The organism is Cupriavidus neocaledonicus, assembly GCF_000372525.1.
GTDB classification, from domain to species: Bacteria; Pseudomonadota; Gammaproteobacteria; order Burkholderiales; family Burkholderiaceae; genus Cupriavidus; species Cupriavidus neocaledonicus.
This window is the reverse complement of sequence record NZ_AQUR01000094.1, coordinates 23,726-45,963: the sequence shown is the minus strand read 5'-3', so window position 1 is coordinate 45,963 and position 22,238 is coordinate 23,726. Positions and strand designations below refer to the sequence as shown.

The 22,238-nt window shown below is 69.3% G+C and carries 18 protein-coding genes; 9 read left to right on the top strand and 9 right to left on the bottom strand.

The genetic code is table 11. The features are described 5' to 3' along the window. Window positions 1-32 precede the first annotated feature (32 nt). Window positions 33-743, bottom strand: a complete 711-nt coding sequence (locus A3AG_RS0113900; protein WP_018005996.1) for an SDR family NAD(P)-dependent oxidoreductase — start codon at window positions 741-743, stop codon at window positions 33-35. A gap of 231 nt (window positions 744-974) precedes the next feature. Between A3AG_RS0113900 and A3AG_RS0113895 the strand changes: the two genes are divergently transcribed. Next, window positions 975-1,886, top strand: a complete 912-nt coding sequence (locus tag A3AG_RS0113895) for a LysR family transcriptional regulator (RefSeq protein ID WP_018005995.1) — start codon at window positions 975-977, stop codon at window positions 1,884-1,886. Between the two features lie 30 nt (window positions 1,887-1,916). On the opposite strand, the gene A3AG_RS0113890 is transcribed toward A3AG_RS0113895, so the two are convergent. The 3 genes from A3AG_RS0113890 to A3AG_RS0113880 all read right to left on the bottom strand — a co-directional run bounded on the left by A3AG_RS0113890 (window position 1,917) and on the right by A3AG_RS0113880 (window position 4,683). Further along, on the bottom strand, window positions 1,917-2,381 hold the full coding sequence (locus A3AG_RS0113890; RefSeq protein WP_018005994.1) for a RidA family protein: 465 nt from the start codon (window positions 2,379-2,381) through the stop codon (window positions 1,917-1,919). Between the two features lie 215 nt (window positions 2,382-2,596). Further along, entirely contained in the window at window positions 2,597-3,346 is a 750-nt protein-coding gene (locus A3AG_RS0113885; RefSeq protein WP_018005993.1) for a creatininase family protein, read from the bottom strand. Window positions 3,347-3,396: 50 nt separating this feature from the next. After that, a complete protein-coding gene (locus A3AG_RS0113880; protein ID WP_018005992.1) occupies window positions 3,397-4,683 on the bottom strand; it encodes an MFS transporter in 1,287 nt (428 codons plus the stop codon). Between the two features lie 235 nt (window positions 4,684-4,918). On the opposite strand from A3AG_RS0113880, the gene A3AG_RS0113875 reads away from it, so the two are divergent. Then, window positions 4,919-5,872 (top strand): LysR family transcriptional regulator, encoded by a 954-nt coding sequence (locus A3AG_RS0113875; protein WP_018005991.1) that lies wholly within the window; start codon window positions 4,919-4,921, stop codon window positions 5,870-5,872. 151 nt (window positions 5,873-6,023) lie between these two features. On the opposite strand, the gene A3AG_RS0113865 is transcribed toward A3AG_RS0113875, so the two are convergent. Further along, on the bottom strand, window positions 6,024-6,722 hold the full coding sequence (locus tag A3AG_RS0113865; protein WP_018005989.1) for a hydrolase: 699 nt from the start codon (window positions 6,720-6,722) through the stop codon (window positions 6,024-6,026). Between the two features lie 378 nt (window positions 6,723-7,100). Between A3AG_RS0113865 and A3AG_RS0113860 the strand changes: the two genes are divergently transcribed. From A3AG_RS0113860 to A3AG_RS0113850, 3 genes are read left to right on the top strand one after another with little or no spacing between them, the layout of a single operon-like run. Further along, window positions 7,101-7,352, top strand: a complete 252-nt coding sequence (locus tag A3AG_RS0113860; protein WP_018005988.1) for a DUF3649 domain-containing protein — start codon at window positions 7,101-7,103, stop codon at window positions 7,350-7,352. Beyond that, a complete protein-coding gene (locus A3AG_RS0113855; RefSeq protein WP_018005987.1) occupies window positions 7,352-8,992 on the top strand; it encodes a PepSY-associated TM helix domain-containing protein in 1,641 nt (546 codons plus the stop codon). Before A3AG_RS0113860 ends, A3AG_RS0113855 begins: the two co-directional genes overlap by 1 nt. Further along, window positions 8,989-9,333, top strand: coding sequence for a DUF3325 domain-containing protein (locus A3AG_RS0113850; protein ID WP_018005986.1), 345 nt, complete (start codon window positions 8,989-8,991; stop codon window positions 9,331-9,333). The genes A3AG_RS0113855 and A3AG_RS0113850 overlap by 4 nt, the downstream gene beginning before the upstream one ends. A gap of 29 nt (window positions 9,334-9,362) precedes the next feature. On the opposite strand, the gene A3AG_RS0113845 is transcribed toward A3AG_RS0113850, so the two are convergent. The 3 genes from A3AG_RS0113845 to fusA all read right to left on the bottom strand — a co-directional run bounded on the left by A3AG_RS0113845 (window position 9,363) and on the right by fusA (window position 16,741). Next, a complete protein-coding gene (locus tag A3AG_RS0113845) occupies window positions 9,363-13,799 on the bottom strand; it encodes a response regulator (RefSeq protein WP_026164173.1) in 4,437 nt (1,478 codons plus the stop codon). Between the two features lie 144 nt (window positions 13,800-13,943). Continuing rightward, window positions 13,944-14,369, bottom strand: coding sequence for a PRC-barrel domain-containing protein (locus A3AG_RS0113840; RefSeq protein ID WP_018005984.1), 426 nt, complete (start codon window positions 14,367-14,369; stop codon window positions 13,944-13,946). 263 nt (window positions 14,370-14,632) lie between these two features. Beyond that, window positions 14,633-16,741: an elongation factor G gene (gene fusA / locus A3AG_RS0113835; protein WP_020384459.1), complete on the bottom strand. Its 2,109-nt coding sequence runs from the start codon at window positions 16,739-16,741 to the stop codon at window positions 14,633-14,635. Between the two features lie 292 nt (window positions 16,742-17,033). Between fusA and A3AG_RS0113830 the strand changes: the two genes are divergently transcribed. Then, entirely contained in the window at window positions 17,034-17,663 is a 630-nt protein-coding gene (locus A3AG_RS0113830; protein ID WP_026164172.1) for a response regulator transcription factor, read from the top strand. A gap of 72 nt (window positions 17,664-17,735) precedes the next feature. Here A3AG_RS0113830 and A3AG_RS0113825 read toward each other — a convergent pair whose 3' ends face one another. Continuing rightward, a complete protein-coding gene (locus tag A3AG_RS0113825; RefSeq protein WP_026164171.1) occupies window positions 17,736-18,512 on the bottom strand; it encodes a FadR/GntR family transcriptional regulator in 777 nt (258 codons plus the stop codon). Window positions 18,513-18,678: 166 nt separating this feature from the next. Here A3AG_RS0113825 and gudD point away from each other — a divergent pair, with 166 nt between their 5' ends. The 3 genes from gudD to A3AG_RS0113810 all read left to right on the top strand — a co-directional run bounded on the left by gudD (window position 18,679) and on the right by A3AG_RS0113810 (window position 22,234). After that, a complete protein-coding gene (gene gudD, locus A3AG_RS0113820) occupies window positions 18,679-20,034 on the top strand; it encodes a glucarate dehydratase (protein ID WP_018005981.1) in 1,356 nt (451 codons plus the stop codon). Window positions 20,035-20,119: 85 nt separating this feature from the next. Next, the gene (locus tag A3AG_RS0113815; RefSeq protein WP_018005980.1) at window positions 20,120-21,142 is read left to right on the top strand and encodes a Bug family tripartite tricarboxylate transporter substrate binding protein; all 1,023 of its coding nucleotides are present in this window, start codon (window positions 20,120-20,122) and stop codon (window positions 21,140-21,142) included. Window positions 21,143-21,238: 96 nt separating this feature from the next. Then, the gene (locus A3AG_RS0113810; RefSeq protein ID WP_018005979.1) at window positions 21,239-22,234 is read left to right on the top strand and encodes a Bug family tripartite tricarboxylate transporter substrate binding protein; all 996 of its coding nucleotides are present in this window, start codon (window positions 21,239-21,241) and stop codon (window positions 22,232-22,234) included. Window positions 22,235-22,238 lie beyond the last annotated feature (4 nt).

Sequence of the window (22,238 nt, the reverse complement as noted above, 5' to 3'; positions counted from 1 at the left end):
GCCCGGGGCTGCCGCGGTCGCATGCCGCGTGGTCAATGGCCGGCGCTCTGCCCGCCGTCGACGTGCAGGATCTCGCCGGTCACGAATGGCGCCGAATCCAGGTACAGCACGGCGTCGACGATATCGCGCATCTCGCCCATATGGCCCAGCGGGTGCAGCGCGCCCAGGGCCGCGTGAGTTTCGGGCGGGTGCATCGGCGACTTGATGATGCCGGGCGAAACCGCATTGGCGCGGATGCCGGTCCTGGCGTACTCGATCGCCAGCGACCGGGTGGCCGCATTCAGGCCGCCCTTGGTCAGCGATGCCAGTACCGACGGCACCCCGCTGAGCGCATGGTCGACCAGGCTGGTGGTGATGCTGACCACGTGGCCGCTGCGCCGTTTTTCCATCTCGGCGATGGCCAGCTGCGTGATATGGAAGAAGCCCGCCAGGTTGATGCCGGTGACCGCCGCATAGTCTTCGTCGGTATAGCTGGTGAACGGCTTGGCAACGAAGATGCCGGCGTTGTTGACGAGCGTATCGATCCGGCCGAACCTGGCCACGCCCTCGGCGATGACGCGGCGCGCGGTGGCCGGGTCGGCCAGGTCTCCGGCGACGGCCAGGAGGTCCTGGTCGTCGGATGACCGGATGCTGCGCGCCGTGGCGACGACGCGATCGCCCCGCTCGCGGAAGGCCTTGACCAGTTCCGCGCCGATGCCTTGCGAAGCGCCCGTGATGACGACAACTTTCTGTGCTGCACTCATGTTTCTTACCTCGATGTAGGTGGGGTCCGGCTTGCGTGCCGATCGGGCCCGCGGCGCCGATGGGTTCCAATCTAGGGGCTCGGGCCGGGCTTACGAAGGCACCGGCCGGACAAACAGTTATGCGCGGCGCGTACTAATGCACGGGCGCGTCAGTCGACTTCGGCGGGGCGCGAACCTATGATGGCGACTGCCGTGGATACCGGGCGATGTCCGTCACCAGCAGGGAAAGCGATGAAACGCCAATTCGATGACCTCCAGCTCGGCAGCATCGAGCTGTTTTGCCTGGCCGCGGAACTGGGCAGCTTTACCGCGGCCGCGGTCGCCGCCGGCGTGACGCCGCCCGCGGTCAGTCGTACCGTGCAAAGGCTGGAAGAGCGGCTGGGCGTGCGGCTGTTCGTGCGCACCACGCGGCAGATCCGCCTGACCGACGAAGGCCGCCTGTACTTCGAGCAGAGCCGTGCCGCGCTGGCGCAGCTGGTCGATGCCGAACGTCAGATCGGCGGCCAGCACGCGACGCCGGCCGGACGGCTGCGCATCAGCCTGCCGACGCCGTATGCACACTATCGCGTGTTGCCGGTGCTGCCGGCATTCCGGGCCCGGTATCCGGAGGTCCAGATCGATGTGCACATCAGCAACCGCAATGTGGATTTCGCCGACGACACCTATGACCTGTGCGTGCGCGGGCGCGCGCCGGATGACTCGAACCTGATCGCGCGCAAGCTCGAGGACGCCGAGCTGGTCGTGGTGGCGACGCCCGCCTACCTGCGCCAGGCCGGCACGCCGCAAACGCCGGAGGATCTGTTGCGGCATGAGTGCATCCAGTTCGAGCGCCCCAGCAGCGGGCGCAGGATTCCCTGGACACTTCGGGTCGATGGCAACGAGACCGATATCGTGACGACCGGCTCGTACACGGCGTCGGAGGACATCCTTGGCGGCGCCACGCTGGTGCGCGCGGGTGCCGGCCTGTTCCAGACCTATCGTTTCGTGGTGGAACAGGACCTGCGCGACGGCACGCTGGTGGAGGTGCTGCGCGAATACGGCGGCAGCGCGCGTCCGTTCGTGCTGCTATACCCGTCGGCGCGCCATGTCACGCGCCGGGTCCGGGTATTCGTTGACTTCCTGCTCGACAAGTTTTCGACGTAGCGGGCGGCACGCTGCGCGCGCAGGGTGCGCTCATGCCGGCCGGAGCTGGGCGATGACCACCAGGATCACGGCCGCGTTGCCCGGCTGCTGGAAGTGCGAAGAGATGGTGCGGGCGTGGCCGGCCTTGTCGCCCAGCACGTCGCGGAACAGCTCCGACGCGGCGTCGAGCACCGCCGGTTGTGCGAACCACCCGGGCGCGCTGGCAATGTGGCCGTCGACCCGCACGAGGTGGTCGAGCCGCGCAAAGCCGCCCAGGTGCGCGTCGATCTGCGCCAGCACGTTGAGCGCGGCCAGTTCGGCGGCGCGCCGGCCCTCGTCGACGCTCAGGTCCTTGCCGACCTGGCCCTGCCAGATCACCTTGCCGTCCTGCAGCGGCAGTTGCCCGGAAATGAACAGCAAGTCGCCGGCCTGGCTGACCGCGGTATAGCTGCCTAAAGGTCGAGGCGGTTGCGGCAGCGCCAGGCCGCGCGCCGCGAGTCGTTGCTGGACAGACATGGTGGCTCCCCATCCAAAGGTGGTGTCGCAAACGGCACGGCGAGTGCCGGCGGTGGCATCGGAGACGGCGGCAGGTGCATGTCGGACCGGCAGCCGTGCTCACACCACAGACTCTATGGGGCCGCCTGCACGCGATAAAGCCATCGGCCGGAACAGGACTTGATACATGGCGTAATCAGTCCCGGCCCCGGCCAGCCATCCACGTCGCGGCGACATCAGTCCGGCATCGGTTCGCGGCTGAACGCGTCCAGTTCCCGGACCAGGCTCTGCGCCGCCAGCCGGACCAGCGCGGCACCTTTCTCGGCCGTGGCCAGTCCGGGGTCCGAGCCGATGCGGCCGTCCGGGTAGCGCGCGCGGAAGTCCAGCGCCTCGCGGATGGGGCCGCTGGGGGCGATCCGTGGCGCATAGTCGGCATGCTTGCGCGCATCCGGAAAGGCCCACTGGGTGATCGCGATTTCGGAAGGCGTGGCGTGCGAGCCGTGGCCGCTCGGGAACTGGTCGCGCGCCAGCTCGCCCACGCCAGGCAAGTCCCACCAGTTGCACAGCTTCAGCGCAAAGCCGGCGCGGCGCCTGGCGAAGCTGGCTTCGGCGTAGAGTTCGGAGAAGGCCGCGTCGATCGAGGCAACGTTGCCGCCATGGCCGTTCAGGAACAGCAGCTTCTCGAAGCCATGCCCCGCCAGCGAGCGTACCCAGTCGCCGATCGCGGCGATGAAGGTCGACGGACGCAGCGAAATCGTCCCGGCGAATGCCAGGTGATGCTGCGCCATGCCGATATTGAAGGTCGGCGCCACCAGGATATCGGCCTGCTTCTCCGCCTCGCCGGCAATGATTTGCGGGCACAGCCAGTCGGTGCCGAGCAGACCGGTCGGCCCATGTTGTTCGTTCGAGCCGATGGGGATCACGATGGTACGGCTGCGGGCCAGGTACTGCTCGATCTCCGCCCAGGTTGAAAGATGAAGTTGCACGGGAGCTCCTTGGTGGGTGATGGTCGGCGTCACGCCGGCGCGACGCCGCATCAGCGGCGCGCGGGCAGCTTGTTGCACAGGATGATGATGGCCGCCAGCAGCGGCAGCGTGGCCATCATCAGCATGCCGAGATGGAGGTTGCCGGTCGCGGTCTTGGTCCAGCCGATGGTGGCCGGTCCCCAGAAGCCGCCCGACAGGCCGATGGTGTTGATCAGCGCAATGCCGCCCGCCGCCGCCGGGCCCTGGATGTATTCGGCCGGCATGGCCCAGAACACGGTGTACGCCATCCACAGTCCCATGGTGGCGAGCGTCAGCAGTACCAGCGTCGCCACCAGGTTGCCGTCGGCCAGCACCGAGGCCGCCAGCAGCATGGCTGCCGCCAGTGCCGGCAGCGCGCAGTGCAGGCACCGCTCGCCCGAGCGGTCGGACTTGCGGCCCATGTAATACATGCCGAACGCCGCCGCTACATAGGGGATGGCCGCATACCAGCCGAGCCGCACGGTATCGTCCACGCCCTGCGCCTTGATCATGGTCGGCAGCCAGAAGCTGATGGCGTAGATCGCCGCGATGATGCAGAAGTAGGCCAGCGCCAGCACATAGACGCGCGGGTCGCGGGCCACGGCGCCGAAGCCATGCTTGTGCGCGGCAACCGGCCCCAGTTCGGCTTCCAGCAGGCGCCGTTCGGCGTCGCTGAGCCAGCTCGCCTGCGCCGGGCGGTCGGGCACCAGCGACAGCGCCAGCATGCCGAGCAGCACGCAGGGCAGGCCCTCGATCAGGAACATCCATTGCCAGCCCGCCAGTCCGCCATAGCCCGCCAGCGCGGTCATCAGCCACGCCGACACCGGCCCGCCGACGATGCCGCCGATCGGCCCGGCCAGGAACACGATGGCGATGGCCCGGGCCATGCGTTGCGGCCCGTACCAGCATGACAGGTAATAGATCATGCCTGGCGCGAAGCCGGCCTCGAACACGCCGAGCAGGAAGCGCAACGCGTAGAACGTCGGCACGTCGCGCACGAACACCATGCAGGCCGAGGTCAGCCCCCACAGCACCAGGATCCGGCTGAAGGTCTTGCGGGCCCCGACCCGCGGCAGCATCAGGTTGCTCGGCAGTTCGAACAGCACATAGCCCACGAAGAAGATCCCTGCGCCCACGCCGTAGGCCGCGTCGGAAAAGCCCAGGTCGCTTTGCATCTGCAGCTTGGCAAAGCCAACGTTGACCCGGTCCAGGTAGGCGAACAGGTAGCAGACCAGCAGGAATGGCAACAGGCGCCAGTTAATGCGGCTGTAGAGGCTGGAAGCGCCTTCCATGGCGCCCGCGGTAGGGATGGCTAGCATGCTCGCTGTCTCCGGTGTGATTGCGGCCCGGTGGGCTCGGTGGGGCCTGGTCGTGTCCCTCATGTGCTGAATCGTGGCAGCCGCGGGCGGGCTGGCAAACAGCAACTCGGGCCACACTTCGTTCTGTTCCGGGCAACGCACCGGTCCAGGTGGCCCACGCTGCCCATGGCAAGCAAGGCGAAGCGCGTTCGGGTATCGTTACCGCTGCGGAAACACGGCGGAACAGGCGTTCGACATGCGAGAGATCAATCAGCAGCGGCTGCGATACTTCCGTGAAGTGCTGGCGCACGGCACCATCCGCGGCGCGGCGGACAGCCTGAACACCTCACCCTCGGTCATCACGCGGCAGATCCGGTTACTGGAGGAAGAACTGGGCGCGCTGCTGTTCGAGCGCGAGCCACGCGGGCTGCGGCCCACCGCCGCGGCGGCGCACCTGCTGGAATTCTGGCGCGGCTACCGCTCGCACCAGGAGAAGCTGGAAGACCAGTTGCACGCGCTGCAGGGCTTGCAGCAAGGCGAGGTCAGGCTGGTCCTGAGCGAGGGCTACGTCGACCTGCTCGTCAACGAGGTGCTGGCACGGTTCTGTGCGCGCTATCCGCGCCTCGATATCCGCATGGACATCCTGGCGGTCGATGGCGTGCTGGAGGAAGTGGCGGAAAGCCGCGCGCATATTGGCCTGGCCTACAACCCGCCGCCGCACCCGCGCATCGAATACCGCGCGAGCGCGGCGCAGCCGGTGGTGCTGCTGGTCAGGCCCGACCACCCGCTGGCGCTGCGCGGCGGCGCGGCCAGCGTCGCCGACCTGCAGGCCTATCCGCTCGCCATGATGCCGGCATCGTTTGGCGTCGGCCATGCCTTGCGCATGGTCGAGTTCGCCGAGAACGTCTCGATCCGCGCGACGCTGGTCAGCAACTCGCTGACCGCGCTGAAGCAGTTCGTCGCCTACGACCAGTACATGACGCTGATCGGCGAATTCGCCGCGTACCGCGAGATCGCGGCGGGCACGCTGGCGGTGGTGCCGCTGGACCATCCCTTGTTTCTGGGCACGCAGGCCCGGCTGCTGGTGAAGGCCGGGCGGCCCCTGCCCGCGGCAGCGCTCGAACTGCTCGACCATATCGGCCGGCATATGTCGATGTTCGCGCGCCAGCGCCAGCAGGATCGCGGTGGCGGCGTCTTGCCGGCAGCGTAGCGCTGCTCACGCAAGCGTCTGCGCGACGATGGCCGCGGCGGCCAGGCTCGAGGTGCCGATTGCCAGCCAGCCTCCGAGCAGCAGCGCGCCATGGGCGAGGCTTCGGCTTAAGTTCATGATGGGGTCTCCTGTCAGGGGCTGGCGGCGCGGATCAGCGCTCGGTCACCGGGGCGTGGACCGGGGCGATCGATGCGTGCGGCGTGGCGGTGCGTTGCGCGGCCTTGTGCACCATGGTGTAGGCGTAGTCGATGCCCATGCCGTAGGCGCCCGAGTGTTCCTTGGCGATGCCCGTGACGGCGTCATAGGTGTCGCGGTTCTTCCAGTCGCGCTGCCACTCCAGCAGGACCTGCTGCCACGTCACCGGCACCACGCCAGCCTGGATCATGCGCTGCATGGCGTAGTCGTGCGCTTCCTTGCTGGTGCCGCCCGAGGCGTCGGCGACCATGTAGATCTCGTAGTCGCCTTCCAGCATCGCGCTCAGCGCGAAGGTGGTGTTGCAGACTTCGGTCCACAGCCCCGCCACCACCACCTTCTTGCGGCCGGCGGCCTGCAGGGCATCGCGCACCTTCTGGTCGTCCCAGGAATTCATCGAGGTGCGCTCGAGGGTCTGCTTGCCGGGAAACACGTCCAGCAATTCGGGGTAGGTGTAGCCGGAGAACGAATCGCTCTCGACGGTGGTGATGGTGGTCGGCACGTCGAACACCCGCGCCGCCTTGGCCAGCCCGATCACGTTGTTCTTCATGGTCTGGCGGTCCATCGACTGGACCCCGAAAGCCATCTGCGGCTGGTGGTCGATGATGATCAGCTGGCTGTTGCGCGGGGTCAGGACTTCAAGCTTGGCTTTCGACATGATCTTCTCCTAAACGATTCAAAATTGTTGATTGTCTGTAGCAGCTCTGTTTGTTTGTGTCGCGCTGCCATGTGCAGAACTATAACGAACACCGTGAGGCTTTCTCTCGACGTCCATTGTCAGTGTTGTTCAAAAAAATTGATAATGTGATCGGGCGCTCGCCTTGTGCCGGTCGGGGATTGCCTTGAGCTCGGAAATGCGAATTGTTATCATTTGTGGTCTTTCCCTGTTCTCATCCCGCCATGCCCGCCGTCCCCGCTTGCCATCCTTGTTGTCTCAGCCACGCTGCTCGCGCTGGTAATGCCGCGGCGCGCGCGGCGCTGCGGGTGCCGGCGTGAGCAAGGCGCTGCAGGCGGGGGGTGGCGCTATCGCGCTGGCGTGGGCGCGCGCGCCGTCGCCGCCATTGCCGGCGGTTATGCGCTGGCCGCGCTGGCCACCGCGGTGCTGGCGCGCCATCTGCCGATGGCGCGGCACGATGCCGTGACCACGGCGACGCTGCTGTCGTTCGCCATCTATGCCGGCGCGGCGGTATGGGTGTTCGCGGCGCGCAGCGCCTGGCGCGCGTGGGCGGGCCTGGCGCTGCAGGCCGCGCTGCTATCGGCCATGCTGGCGCTCGGGCGGGGGGCGTGATGCGCGCGGGATTCAGGCAGTCGATGGCCTGGCTCCATACCTGGAGCGGCCTGCTGGTGTGCTGGGTGTTGTTCCTGATGTTCTGCGGCGGCACCGCCAGCTACTACAAGGAAGAGATTTCGCTGTGGATGCGGCCGGAGCTGCATCGCACCGCGCCGGCCGATGGCGCGCAGATTCCGGCCGCGCAGATGGCGCAGCAGGCGTTGCGCTATCTCGAGCGCGAGGCACCCGACGCGCTGCGCTGGTTCATCACGCTGCCGGATGCGCGGCGCGACGCGGTCCATGTGCTGTGGACCTACAAGCCGGGACAGGCACCGCGCGATGCCGACGGCAAGCCGCGCCGCTCCGACACGCGCCTGCTCGATCCGGCCACCGGCGCGCCGCTGCAGGCCGCGCGCGAGACCCGCGGCGGTGAGTTCCTCTACCGGCTGCACTTCGACCTGCATTACATGCCGGCCAAGTGGGCGCGCTGGATCGCGGGCTTCTGCGCCATGTTCATGCTGGTGGCGATCGTCAGCGGCGTGATCACCCATCGCCGCATCTTTGCCGATTTCTTTACGTTCCGGCGCGGCAAGGGCCAGCGTTCCTGGCTCGACGCGCACAACGCGCTGGCGGTGCTGCCGCTGCCGTTCCACCTGATGATCACCTATACCGGGCTGGTCACGCTGCTGTTCATGTACATGCCGTGGGGCGTCGAGGCGGCATACGGCGGCGACCTGCGCGCGTTTCAGGCGCAGACCCGGCTGCGCCCGCTGCCGCCCAAGGCCGCGGGCACGGCCGCGCCGTTGGCGAGCGTGCCGGACATGATGGCGCAGGCCGAGCACGACTGGCAGGGCGGGCAGGTGCGCCGCATCGTGGTGCACCTGCCGGGCGATGCCAATGCGGGCGTGACCCTGTCCCGCGCCGAGCCCGCCACGCTCTCGCACGATCCGCCCGCGCTCGAATTCGCGGGTGCCAGCGGCGCCCTGCGGGGCGCGTATGCCGAAGACAAGTCCGCCGCCGAACTGACGCGCAGCGTCATGGCCGGCCTGCATATCGCCAGCTTTGCGCCCCCCGGCCTGCGCGCGCTGTTCTTCCTGTGCGGGCTGGCGGGTGCCGCCATGGTCGCCACCGGCGCCATCCTGTGGGCGGTGCGCACGCGCCAGCAACAGGCCAAGGCGATCGCGGCGCGGGGACGGCCGGGGGTCGGGCTGCGCCTGGTCGAGGCGCTCAATATCGGCGCCATCGCCGGCCTGCCGGTGGCCTTTGCCAGCTACTTCTGGGCCAACCGGCTGTTGCCGGTGGCGATGGCGCAGCGGCCCGAGGCCGAGATCCGCTGGTTCTTCATCGCCTGGGCCGCGTGCGCGCTGCTGGCGCTGTGCCGGCCCACGCGCGGCATGTGGTGTGCGCAGCTGTGGGCGGGGGCGGCGTTGTTCGGCGCCATCCCGCTGCTCAATGCGCTGACCACCGGCTCGCACCTGGGCGTGACCCTGCTGCAGGGGCGCGGCCCGGCCGCCGTGGCCGGCTTCGACCTGGTGTCGCTGGCGCTGGGCGTGGGGCTGGGTGCCGCGGCATGGATCACGGGCCGCCGGCAAGCCGTGGCCGCGCGGGTGGCATCGCCCCCGCGCAACGTCGTGGCCGGCACGCGGGAGGCCGCATGAGCGCGCTGGCTGCATTCGCGCTGTCGCTGGCCGGGTTTGCCGCGCTGGCGTTGTCGCTGGAGCGTCATCATGCCGATATCCATGGCCGCGGCAGCATGCCGGCGCGCGGCGCGGTGGCGCGCTTGCGCCTGGCCGGTGCGGTGGCGCTGGCGCTTGCGTGGGGCCTGCAAATCGCCGCGCAGGGTGGGCCGATGGGCACGGTGTCGTGGGTCGGCACGCTCACGGCCAGTGCCATCGCCGTGGCGCTGGGCCTGTCCTACGCGCCGCGCGCCGTGCCGCGCCTGCTGCCCGGCGTGGCGCTGGTCGGGCTGGCCGGCGCCGCGTGGCTGCTTGCCGGCTGAGCGGCCGCGCCGAGCGCTGGCGCCGCCGCTCAACTTGCCGGTTGCGGGCGGCCGGGCGCTTCGGCCTGGCCAGGGGCATCGCCTGGGATATCGCCAGCGACATCGCGCAGCACCTCGAGCAGCGCCTGCGCCGGATATGGCTTGCGCAGCACCGCCACCGCACCCAGCTCGGCGCGCTGTGCCGGCGTCAGCTCCAGCGCGTAGCCGGTGGCAAACACCACGCCCAGCCCCGGCTGGCGCACAGTCGCCGCCAGCGCCAGGTCCACGCCGGATTCCCCGGCCAGCGCCACGTCGGTCAGCAGCACATCCACCGCATTGCCGTCCAGCAAGGCGAGCGCCTCGGCCTCGCCGTCCGCTTCGAGCGCGTGCATGCCATGGGCGCGCAGCACTTCCGCGGTGCCGGCGCGCACCAGCGCATCGTCGTCGACGCACAGCACGCACAGCACGCGCGGCGGCGCGGGCCGGCCCTGCCCGGCCTCCCCGGCGCGCTGGCCACGGTGGGCCAGCACGTGGCGCACCTTGCGCGCCAGCGCCTCGTGGGTATAGGGCTTGCTGAGCAGTTCGATGCCGGCATCGAGACGGCCGTCATGCACGATGGCGCTGTCGGCATAACCCGACGTAAACAGCACACCCGCGTCGGGCAGGCGTTCGCGCAGCTTGCGCGCCAGTTCCGTGCTGCGCAGCGGGCCGGGCATCACCACGTCGCTGAACAGCAGGTCCACCGGCACGCCGCGCTCGACGATGGCCAGCGCGCTGTGCGCGTCGCGCGCGCGCAGCACGTGGTAGCCCAGGCTGGCAAGCATCTCGACCACCGTGGCGCGCACGTCCTCGTCGTCTTCGACCACCAGCACCGTTTCGCTGCCGCCGCGCGCCGGGCCCGCGTCCGGTTCGATATCCGGGTCTTCGTCCTGGAGCACCCGCGGCAGGAACAGCGTGACCGTGGTGCCGTGCCCGGGCTCGCTGGAGATCTTCACGTGTCCGTCGGACTGGCGGATGAAGCCATAGACCATGCTCAGGCCCAGCCCGGTGCCCTGGCCCTCGGGCTTGGTGGTGAAGAAGGGCTCGAACACGCGTTCCTGCACCTCGGGCGGCATGCCCACGCCGGTGTCGGTGACCGACAGCAGCACGTACTGCATCGGCGCGGCCGCCGCCGCTTCGCCGGTGGCTTCGCCAGGCAGCGCATTGCGCGCCGCGAGGGTCAGGCGCCCGTGGCCGTGCATGGCGTCGCGCGCGTTGATCGCCAGGTTCAGCAGCGCGTTCTCGACCTGGAACGGATCGACCAGCGTGTTCCACAGGTCGGGCGACACCACTGTTTCGATCTCGATGCCATCGCCCAGCGCCCGGCGCAGCATGTCGTCCAGCGTGCGCACCAGCCGGCCCAGGTTCACCACCCGGGGCGCCAGCGGCTGGCGCCGCCCGAACGCCAGCAGCTGCGACGCCAGCTTGGCGCCGCGCGCGACGCCGGCCAGCGCGTTGCGCAGCCGCGGCCCGGCGCGGTCATCGCCGGCCAGGTCGCGCGCCAGCAACTGCAGGTTGCCGCCGATCACCTGCAGCAGGTTGTTGAAGTCGTGCGCGACGCCGCCGGTCAGGTTGCCGATCGACTCCATCTTCTGCGCCGTGCGCAGAGCCTCGTCGGCGTGGCGCAGCGCGGCCTGGGCTGCGCGGTCGCCGGTGACGTCGCGGCCGACGCCGTGGATATGGCCGTTGGCCGGATCGACCGACAGCGTCCAGGCCAACCAGCGCAATGCACCGTCGGCGCGCTGCTGCCGGCATTCGAAGCGCACCGGCATGCCATCGTGGCGCAGGGCGTCCAGTTGCGCACTGGCGCCGGCGAGGTCGTCGGGGTAGATGAACGATAAATAGGCGCGTCCCAGCACCTGCTGCGGCGCGTGGCCGAGCGTGCGCGTCCACGCCGGGCTGACCCGCTGCAGGCAGCCATCGAAGCGCGCCACGATGAGCAGGTCTTCGCTCAGCTCCCACAGCCGGTCATGGTCGGCCACGGCCTGCGCGACGCGGCGCTCCAGCGAGGCGTTGAGTTCCTGCAGGCGACGCTCGCTGGCGCGGCGCAGCGCCGACAGGCGCAGGTTGCTGGCCACGCGCGCCAGCAGCTCGCGTGCGGAGAAGGGCTTGACCAGGTAGTCGTCGGCGCCGCTGCCCAGGCCGCTGACGCGCGCCTCCTCGCCGGCGCGGGCCGACAGCAGCAGCACCGGCGTGTCGCTCAGCGCCGCATCGCCGCGCAGCGCGCGCACCAGGCCAAAGCCATCCAGGCGCGGCATCATCACGTCCGATACCACCAGGGCCGGCGCGTGCGCGCGCGCCAGCGCCAGCGCCGCCTCGCCGTCGGCCGCCACGGCGACGCGATGGCCGGCGGCGCCCAGCAGGCGGCGCATGTAGTCGCGCAGGTCGTCGTTGTTGTCCACCACCAGCACCAGTGCGCCGGCACGCGCCGCCTCGCCGGCGTCGGCTTCGGCCACGGGCTGCGCGGAGGGCAAAGGGAGGTCTTCCGCTGCCACGCTCGATGCCGGCGGCATCTGCGCCTGCGGCCAGCGCAGCGCGGTCTCGACATAGGCGCGCGCCTGCACGCTGCTGGCCGGGGGCGCGGCATCAGCCGCCGTGGCCACCGCAGTGGCCGCATCCATGGCCGCATCCATGGCCGCGTCCGCGCCGGCCGGCAGGCGCACGGTAAAACAGGTGCCCGCGCCGGGTGTGCTCTGTACGTCGATGGTGCCGCCGTGCAGCCGCACCAGTTCCTGCACCAGCGCCAGGCCGATGCCGCTGCCTTCGATGGTGCGGCCCTGGGCGCCTTCGACGCGATGGAAGCGCTCGAAGATGCGCGGCAGTTCCGCCGCCGGGATGCCGATGCCGGTGTCGCGCACGGTCAGCACCACGGCGTCGTCGCCCTGCGGCGCCACGGTCACGGCGATGGTGCCGGCGAAGGTGAACTTGAAGGCATTGGAGACCAGGTTCAGCACGATGGTCTCCCACATGTCGCGGTCCACCGCCACGGCGCGTGCCAGCGGCGGGCACAGCGGCGGGCAGTCGACCCGTAGCGTGATGCCGGCCGCTTCCACGCTCGCGCGGAACAGCGAGGCCAGGTCCGCCGTCAGCGCGGCCACGTCGGTGGGCTGGCGCCGCATCGTCACGCGGCCGGACTCGATCCGCGAGAAATCCAGCAGCGCATTGACCAGCTTGAGCAGGCGCAGCCCGTTGCGATGCGTCATCTCCAGCATGGCGCGGTCCTCGCCGGGACCGGCGCGGCGCACCAGTTCCTCGAGCGGGCCCAGCATCAGCGTCAGCGGCGTGCGGAATTCATGGCTGATGTTGGAAAAGAACGCGGTCTTGGCGCGGTCGATCTCGGCCAGCGCCTCGGCACGCTTGCGCTCCGCCTCATAGGCCAGCGCCGAGTGCATGGCGGCGCCGATCTGCCCGGCCGCCAGCGTCAGGAAGCTGCGGTAGCGCTCGTCGAACAGGCGGAACGGGTTCAGGCCCACCACCAGCACGCCGCGATGCGACGCGCTGCCCGATGGCGCCACCTCGATCACCGCCGCGCGCGACGGCGCCACGCTCCAGGCACCACCCGGCAGCGGCACGGCGAAGCGCTCGGCGAGGCCGTCGAGCAGCACCGGCTGCTGCTGTGCCAGCACTTCGGCCACGGGCCATGGCCAGTGCGCGTCCAGCGCGATCTGCGCAGGCGCGCCCGGGTGGCCGTCATCGATGCCGATGGCGCCGGTGCGTTGCAGCGTGCGCGCGCCGGGCTCGGCGATGTACAGCAGCGCGAACACGATGTCGCGCGGGTCCGACGACAGCGCCGCCATGGCCCGCGCGCAGGCATCGCGCCACGCGCGCGCCTCGCTGGCCGTTGCCGCCACGTCGCGCAGTACATTCAGCTGGCGCTCGGCCCGCACGCGTTCGGTGTCGTCGCTGTTGGCGCAGATGATGCCGCCGGTGCCGCCGTGGTCGTCCGGCACCGGGCTGTAGGAGAAGGTGTAGTAGGTCTCCTCGGGGTAGCCGTTGCGCTCCATGACCAGCAGCTTCTGCTCGACGAAGGTGCCCTCGCTGCCGGTCATCGCGGTGGCCAGCAGCGGGGCGATCTCGGGCCAGATCTCGCGCCAGACCACCGAGGTGGGCTGTCCCAGCGCGCCGGGGTGCTTGCCGCCGATGATCGATTTGTAGGCGTCGTTGTAGAAGAAGTGCAGGGCGTCGCCCCAGCCGATCCAGATCGGCTGGCGCGAGGTCAGCATGATGCGGATCGCGGTCCGGAGGCTGTGCGGCCAGCCTTGCGGGGGGCCGAGCGGGGTGGCGTCCCAGTCGAAGCCGCGCATCAGCGCGCCCATCTCGCCGCCGCCGGCAAGAAAGCCGGGCCTGTCGCCGGGCGCGGCGGACGCTGTGCTGGGGCCGGCAGTTGCGGTTTCGCCCGGGGGCGGCGGAGATGGCAGGGGCGTCATGCTGGCGGCGGGTGTCCTCATGGTCGTCTCTCGGGCACGCCGGCCCCGGGTCCGGCCCGCGCGTCTTCGCAGACTGTGCCTAGCCTTGCCCTGCAATGCAAGCGGGCCGCGAGGCGCCTGTCGCGGCGCACTCGCGGCCCTGGCTGGCAGCGTGCTGCAATCGGCTTACAGCGGCGGAGCGACCCAGTACGGGTCGCGCCCGTAATATTCGTGCAGCGACTTGCCCCATTGCGGGTCGGCCATGCTCGGCCAGCTGTCCTTGTTGAAGCCCGGCGCGGACTTGATCCGGTCCGCCGTCACGGCGATCCGGAAGCACTTTTCGTCGGTATCCATGACCAGCGCGTTCCATGGGATGGCGTGCAGCGTGTCCCCAATGCCGAGGAACCCGCCGGTGGTCAGCACCGCATAGGCTATGCGCCCGTGCGGCACGTCCAGCATGATCTCGGAGATCGTGCCGACATGCTCGCCGTCGGACGAATAGGCCTTGGTGCCATCCAGGCTGGAAGCCGCCATCACTTCCGGGCCCGGGCCTTCGCCCACGCCGGAACCGACGATGGCTGCGCCTTCACTGCTGGGAGGTTGGGTTTGCATGCTGTGCTCCTTGTCGCGAGACGGTGGAATGCTTGGCGTGCGCAATGACCATGCCTGCGCCGCTTTGGCGCGGTTTCCACGTGGAGCGCCGCGCGGCGGCACCCGCTGGCGCCCCCGCCGGAGGTAATTCTTTCCCGAGGCTTGCAAAAACAACGCGTCCGCGCCGCCGCTGGCCCCCCGTAGCGGTAACCGGCGCGGCATGCGGGAGCGGGTCGGGGTGGGGCGCCGCCAACGTCAGGGAAGTCCGCCGCCCGAAACCATCGTCAGCCCACCCGCTTCGCCGAGATCACTGCTTCCGCCACATTGGCCGGCGCCTCGGCGTAGTGCTTGAACTCCATGGTGAAGGTCGCGCGTCCCTGCGTCAGCGAGCGCAGCGTGGTGGAGTAGCCGAACATGGTCGCCAGCGGCACTTCGGCGCGCACGATCTTGCCACCGCCGCCGGCGATATCTTCCATGCCGTGCACCATGCCGCGCCGCGACGACAGGTCGCCCATCACGTTGCCGGTAAATTCCTCGGGCGTTTCCACCTCGACCGCCATCATCGGCTCGAGCAGCGTCGGCCGGGCGCGGCGCATGCCTTCCTTGAACGCCATCGAGCCCGCCATGCGGAACGCGTTTTCGTTCGAGTCGACATCGTGGTAGGAGCCGAACACCAGCGTGGCCTTGATGTCGACCACAGGGTAGCCGGCCAGCACGCCCGACTGCATGGTCTCGCGGATGCCCTTGTCCACCGCGGGAATGAACTCGCGCGGCACCACCCCGCCCTTGATCGCGTCGACGAACTCGTAGCCGCCGCCATGCGGCATCGGCTCGAGGTTCAGCACCACGTGGCCGTACTGGCCGCGCCCGCCCGACTGCTTGATGAACTTGCCCTCGACGTCGCGCGCCGTCTGGCGGATGGTCTCGCGGTACGCCACCTGCGGCTTGCCGACCGAGGCCTCGACGCCGAATTCGCGCCGCATGCGGTCGACCAGGATTTCCAGGTGCAGCTCGCCCATGCCCGAGATGATGGTCTGCCCGGATTCCTCGTCCGTGGTCACGCGGAACGACGGGTCTTCCTGTGCCAGCCGGTTCAGCGCGATGCCCATCTTCTCCTGGTCGGCCTTGGTTTTCGGCTCCACCGCCTGCGAGATCACCGGCTCGGGGAAGCTCATGCGCTCCAGGATGATGACCTTGTCGGGGTCGCACAGCGTGTCGCCGGTGGTGGCTTCCTTCAGGCCAACCGCCGCGGCGATGTCGCCGGCGCGCACTTCCTTGATCTCCTGGCGCACATTGGCGTGCATCTGCAGGATGCGGCCCAGGCGCTCGCGCTTGCCCTTGAGCGGGTTGTAGACGCTGTCGCCGGAGTTGACCACGCCGGAATACACGCGGAAGAAGATCAGCTGGCCGACAAAGGGGTCGGTCATGATCTTGAATGCCAGCGCGGCAAACGGCTCGTCGTCGCTGGGGTGGCGCTCGGCCTCGCGGTCATCCTCGGTGTGGCCGAGGATGGCGGGCACGTCGGCGGGCGACGGCAGGTAGTCGATCACCGCGTCCAGCATGCTCTGCACGCCCTTGTTCTTGAAGGCGCTGCCGCACAGCATCGGCACGATCTCGTTGGCGATGGTGCGCTTGCGCAGACCCTGCTTGATCTGCGCTTCGCTCAGCGGCTCGCCGGACAGGTACTGGTTGAGCAGCGCCTCGTCGGCCTCGGCGGCGGCCTCGACCATCCTGTCGCGCCATTCCTGCGCGGTGGCGAGCAGTTCGGCCGGAATCTCCTGGTACTCGAAGCGCACGCCCTGGCTGGCCTCGTCCCAGACGATGGCCTTCATCTTGACCAGGTCGACCACGCCCAGGAAGTGGTCCTCGGCGCCCAGCGGAATCTGGATCGGCACGGCGCGGCCGCGCAGGCGCTCGGCGATCTGCGCCTGCACGCGGAAGAAGTCGGCGCCGATGCGGTCCATCTTGTTGACGAACGCGATGCGCGGCACCGCGTACTTGTTGGCCTGGCGCCAGACCGTCTCGGATTGCGGCTGCACGCCGCCGACGGCGTCGTAGACCATGCAGGCGCCGTCCAGCACGCGCATGGAGCGCTCGACTTCGATGGTGAAGTCGACGTGCCCCGGCGTATCGATGATGTTGATGCGGTGCTCGGGATAGTTGCCCGCCATGCCTTTCCAGAAGGCGGTGGTGGCGGCCGAGGTAATGGTGATGCCGCGCTCCTGCTCCTGCTCCATCCAGTCCATGGTGGCCGCGCCATCGTGCACTTCGCCCAGCTTGTGGTTGACGCCCGTGTAGAACAGGATGCGCTCGGTCGTCGTGGTCTTGCCGGCGTCGATATGCGCGCTGATGCCGATATTGCGGTAGCGCTCGATGGGGGTCTTGCGGGGCACAGTGTTCTCCATGGATGAAACACGCCCGGATAGAGTAGCACCACTGGCCGCTCCCCGTTGCCCCTGCCGCGGGCAGGGGCACGGGTTTGGGGGCGGCGCGCGGACGGCCCGCGCGTCTGAGGCCGGCCTAGGATTTTCGCTGCAACCGAAGCGGATTCCTCCCATCCTGCGCGCGCCTGCGGCTCCCTATACTGGCGTGGCATCGCGCACCGGCGTGCGCCGTTCCTGCCAGCCCGTTCCAGCATCGGGATGTTGCCTCAGCCGATGCCTGCCTAGAACCTGGACCCCGCGCATGACAACCATCCTGATCGTTGACGACCATCCGGCGATGCGGCTGGTGCTTCGGCACCATCTGTCGCAACTGCTTGGCGTCGACGAGGTGATCGAGGCGGACAACGGGCAATGCGCCATCGAAATGGTGCGCGCACGCATGCCGGACCTGGTGCTGCTGGACCTCGACATCCCGCGCTCGAGCGGGCTCGACGTGGCGCCGCGCCTGCGCGCGATCCATCCGCAGGTGCGCATCCTGGTGGTGACGGCGCTGGACCCCGCCGTGTTCGTCAGCCGCTCGTGGCAGGCGGGCGCGCAGGGCTTCGTCAGCAAGACCCAGGACATCAAGGAAATCCTGCGCGCGGTCGAGGCGGTGCTGGCCGGCTATACCGTGTTTCCGGTGCTGGGCCGCGGCGGCGCGCCGCGCCAGTCGATGTCCGCCGACGACGAGATGCTGCGGCGGCTGTCCGACAAGGAACTGGTGGTGCTGCAGATGCTGGCGCGCGGCATGTCGTACAAGGCCATCAGCGAAAGCCTCTTTATCAGCAACAAGACCGTGAGCAGCTACAAGGCCCGCATCATGAACAAGCTGCAGGTGTCGTCGCTGGTCGAACTGGTCGACTTCGCGCGCCGCTGCCGGCTGACACCCTAGCGCGGCGCGCGTCACTATTCATTAGACATCGTATGACTTGCCGGCGCATGCCCGCCGCATGCGCGTCCCGCCTCAGCCTTGCGGGCCGGCCGAACCGGCCGAACCGGACGCCTTGCGCAGCCGCTCGCGGCTGTTGGTCAGGTGCATGCGCATGGCGGCCTTGGCGGCGTCGGAGTCGCGGCGCTCGATCGCGTCGTAGATGTTCTCGTGCTCGATGCTGACCCGCTCCAGGTATTGCACGCGCTCGGGCGTGTTGACCTGCAGCCGGCTGCGCGGGATCACCATGGTTCCCAGGTGGCCCATGATGTCGGTGAAATAGCGGTTGCCGGTGGCGCGCGCGATGGCCAGGTGGAAGGCGAAGTCGCTTTCCACCGCGTCATTGCCCGCCCCGGCGCCATGCTTGAGCTCGTCCAGCGCCTGGCGCATCGCCGCCAGTTGCGCGTCGGTGCGGCGCGCTGCCGCCAGGCCTGCCGCCTCGGCTTCCACGCTGACGCGGAATTCCAGCATTGCCATCACATCCATGGCCGTGCCCAGCGTGTCCGGCCCGATCCGGAACGGCGACGGCGCCTCCGCCGGGCGTTCCAGCACGAACGTGCCGATGCCGTGGCGCGTCTCCACCAGCCCGCTGGCCTGCAGCCGCGACAGCGCCTCGCGCACCACGGTTCGGCTCACGCCCAGGGTGGCCATGATCTCGGATTCGGTGGGCAGCTTGTCGCCGGGCTTGAGCTGGCCCTGGCGCATCTCTTCGCCAAGGGCTTGTACGACTTCCTCGGCAAGCGTGCGGCCGCGGCGGCGCAACGGGGTGGGGGCGGAACTCGGGGGCGGCGCGAGGGGCTGGGCGTTCGGCATGGCGGCTACGTACGAAGACGGGATACGGGCGGGCTTTCCCGGACTTGACCGGTCTGAGATGGCCTCATTATACTGGGTTATCAGTCATACGATGACAGATAACATACGCAAGACAGACCTGGGGTGAAGAATCGTACGCCCGGGCAATGCCGGAGACAGTCCCGAAATGAGCCTTACCGCCGCCCCCATGGCGTCCGCCCACACCCCGGTCGTGACCGAACTGACCGTGGTGCCCGTCGCCGGGCATGACAGCATGCTGATGAACCTGTCGGGCGCCCATGGCCCGTACTTCACGCGCAATATCGTGATCGTGCGCGACAGCGCCGGCCATACCGGCGTCGGCGAAGTGCCGGGCGGCGAAGGCATCCGCCAGACCCTGGAAGACGCGCGCCCGCTGCTGGTGGGCCAGCCCATCGGCCAGTACCAGGCCGTGCTGAACCGCGTGCGCGCGGCCTTTGCCGGCCGCGATGCCGGCGGCCGCGGCCTGCAGACCTTTGACCTGCGCATCACCATCCACGCCGTCACGGCGCTGGAGGCGGCCTTGCTCGACCTGCTCGGCCAGCACCTGGAGGTGCCGGTGGCCGCGCTGCTGGGCGAAGGCCAGCAACGCGACGCCGTGGAGATGCTGGGCTACCTGTTCTATATCGGCGAGCGCCAGCGCACCACGCTGGACTACCGCACCGAGCCTGACGCGGACAACGCGTGGTTCCGCCTGCGCAATGAAGCGGCGATGACGCCCGAGGCGGTGGTGCGCCTGGCCGAAGCGGCGTATGAGCGCTACGGCTTCAATGACTTCAAGCTCAAGGGCGGCGTGCTGCGCGGCGACGAAGAGATGGAAGCGATCGTGGCGCTGGCCGAGCGCTTTCCCAGGGCGCGCATCACGCTGGATCCCAACGGCGCCTGGTCGCTGGCGGAAGCCGTGCGCCTGTGTCGCGACAAGCGCGGCGTGCTGGCCTATGCCGAAGACCCGTGCGGCGCCGAGGACGGCTACTCGGGCCGCGAGATCATGGCCGAATTCCGCACCGCCACCGGCCTGCCCACCGCCACCAACATGATCGCCACCGACTGGCGCCAGATGGGGCATGCGGTGCGGCTGCAGTCGGTCGACATCCCGCTGGCCGACCCGCACTTCTGGACCATGCAGGGCTCGGTGCGCGTGGCCCAGATGTGTGCCGAGTGGGGCCTGACGTGGGGCTCGCACTCGAACAACCACTTCGATATCTCGCTGGCGATGTTCACGCACGTGGCGGCGGCCGCGCCGGGACGCGTCACCGCGATCGACACGCACTGGATCTGGCAGGACGGCGAACACCTGACCCGCAACCCGCTGAAGATCGAAGGCGGGCTGGTGCAGGTGCCCAGGGCCCCGGGGCTGGGCGTCGAGCTCGACCCGGATGCACTGGCGCGCGCGCACGAGTTGTATCAGCGCAAGGGCCTGGGCGCGCGCGACGATGCCGCGGCGATGCAGTTCCTGATCCCCGGCTGGAAGTTCAACAACAAGGCGCCGTGCATGGTGCGCTGACGCGGCACCGGCGACGACGCCCGCGGCCATGGCCGACCCTCGGGGCGGCCGGCCTTTCTCATCAAGAACACTGCAGGAGACAACGATGTACACCTTCCAACGCCAGGGCGCGCCGCGCCTGCCTTACTGGCTGCGCGCCTTCGCGCTCGGCTCGGTCGCCGCGGTCGCGGCGCTGACCTTCAGCGCCCCGGCCGGCGCCGCGGCGCAGGACTGGCCGCAACGTCCGGTATCGGTGGTGGTGCCGTTCCCGCCGGGCGGCTCCAGCGACGCCATCGCGCGCATGCTGACGGTGCCGCTCAACGAGAAGCTGGGCCAGCCGTTCGTGATCGACAACCGCCCCGGCGCGACCGGCGCCATCGGCGCCACCTACGTCAAGCGCGCGCCGGCCGACGGCTACACCATGATGGTGGCGTCGATCGGCGTCTATGCGGTCAATCCGTTCCTGCAGAAGAACCTGGCCTATGACCCGGCCAAGGACTTCGACCTGCTGACGGTGGCGGTGCGCGCGCCCAACGTGCTGGTGGCCAACCCGAATTTTCCGGCCAACACCCTCGCGGAACTGGTGGCCTACATGAAGAAGAACCCGGGCAAGGTCAGCTTTGCCTCGTCCGGCGCCGGCTCGTCCGACCACCTGACCGCGGCGCTGTTCTGGCAGAAGAGCGCCACCGACGGCCTGCACGTGCCCTACAAGGGCGGCGGCCCGGCCATCTCGGACCTGCTGGCGGGCCAGGTGGACGTGTCGTTCCAGAACGTCAACGCGGTGCTGCAGCACATCCGTGCCGGCAAGCTCAAGGCCATGGCGGTAACTTCCGACAAGCGCTCGCCGGTGCTGCCCAATGTGCCCACCATGGCCGAGGCCGGCATCAAGGATGTCGAGGTCTACTCGTGGCAGGGCGTGGCAGCGCCGCGCGGCCTGCCGCCCGAGATCAAGAGCCGCCTGCACGGCGCGCTGGTGTCGTCGCTGAACGACCCGAAGATGCGCCAGAAGCTGTCCGAAAGCGGCTTCGAGGTGGTGGCCAACAGCCCCGAGCAATTCAACCAGTTCGAGGCGCAGGAGCTGCAGCGCTGGAAGACCGTGATCGAGAAGGGCAAGATCGCGCTGGACTGAAAGCCGCCGCATAAACCCGATACCAAAACACCGACCACGCCGGCCCGGCACGTGCATCGCGCCGGGCCGGCGCGCGCCCTCGACAGGAGACACAGCATGACCTACGGACGCCGCAACTTCCTCAAGCAATCCTCCGCCCTGGCCGCGGGCCTCGCCGCCGCGCCGCTCGCCGGCCTGTCGCCGGCCGCGCACGCCGCGGACTGGCCCAGCCGGCCGATCCGCCTGGTGGTGCCGTACACCGCCGGTGGCTCGTCCGACATCATCGCGCGCCTGATCAGCAAGCAACTGGGCGAGGCGCTGGGCCAGTCGGTGGTGGTCGACAACCGCCCCGGTGCCAACGGCAATGTCGGCGCGGCGCTGGTGGCGCAGGCCACCGACAACCATACGCTGCTGCTGTGCGATATCGGCGCGCTGGCCATCAGCCCGTCGGTCTATACCAAGCTGACCTTCAATATCGCCAAAGACCTGAAGCCGGTGTCGATGCTGGCGTATTCGCCGCATCTGCTGGTGGTGCATCCGTCGGTGCAGGTGACCAGCGTGAAGGAGCTGGTGGCGCTGTCGCAGCGCAGCCAGCTCAATTTTGCCGTCACCGCCATCGGCAGCGCGCCGCACCTGGCCGGCGTGGCGGTGGAGCAGGCCACGGGCGCCAAGTGGCAATACGTGCCGTACAAGGGCGGCTCGCAGGCGATTGCCGACACCGTCGGCGGCAGTGCCCAGGTGCTGATGAACGGCATGCTCGCCACGCTGCCGCATGTGCAGTCGGGCAAGCTCAAGCTGATCGCGCAATCCAAGCGCACGCGCATGCCGCTGCTGCAAAACGTGCCGACCATCGCCGAGCAGGGCGTGCCGAACTTCGAGTCGGGCACCTGGCAGGGCGTGATGGCCCCGGCCAGCATGCCCGACGCGTTGGTGGCGCGCATCAGCGCCGAGCTGATCCGCATTATTCGCGCGCCTGAACTGCGTGCCCAGCTGGTGGCGCAGGGCGCCGAAGTGGTGACGATGACGCCGGGGGAAACGGGCAAGTTCTTCGTTGCCGAGCAATCGCGCTGGGCGGGGGTGGTGAAGCAGGCGGGGATCAAGCTGGAGGCCTGATGCG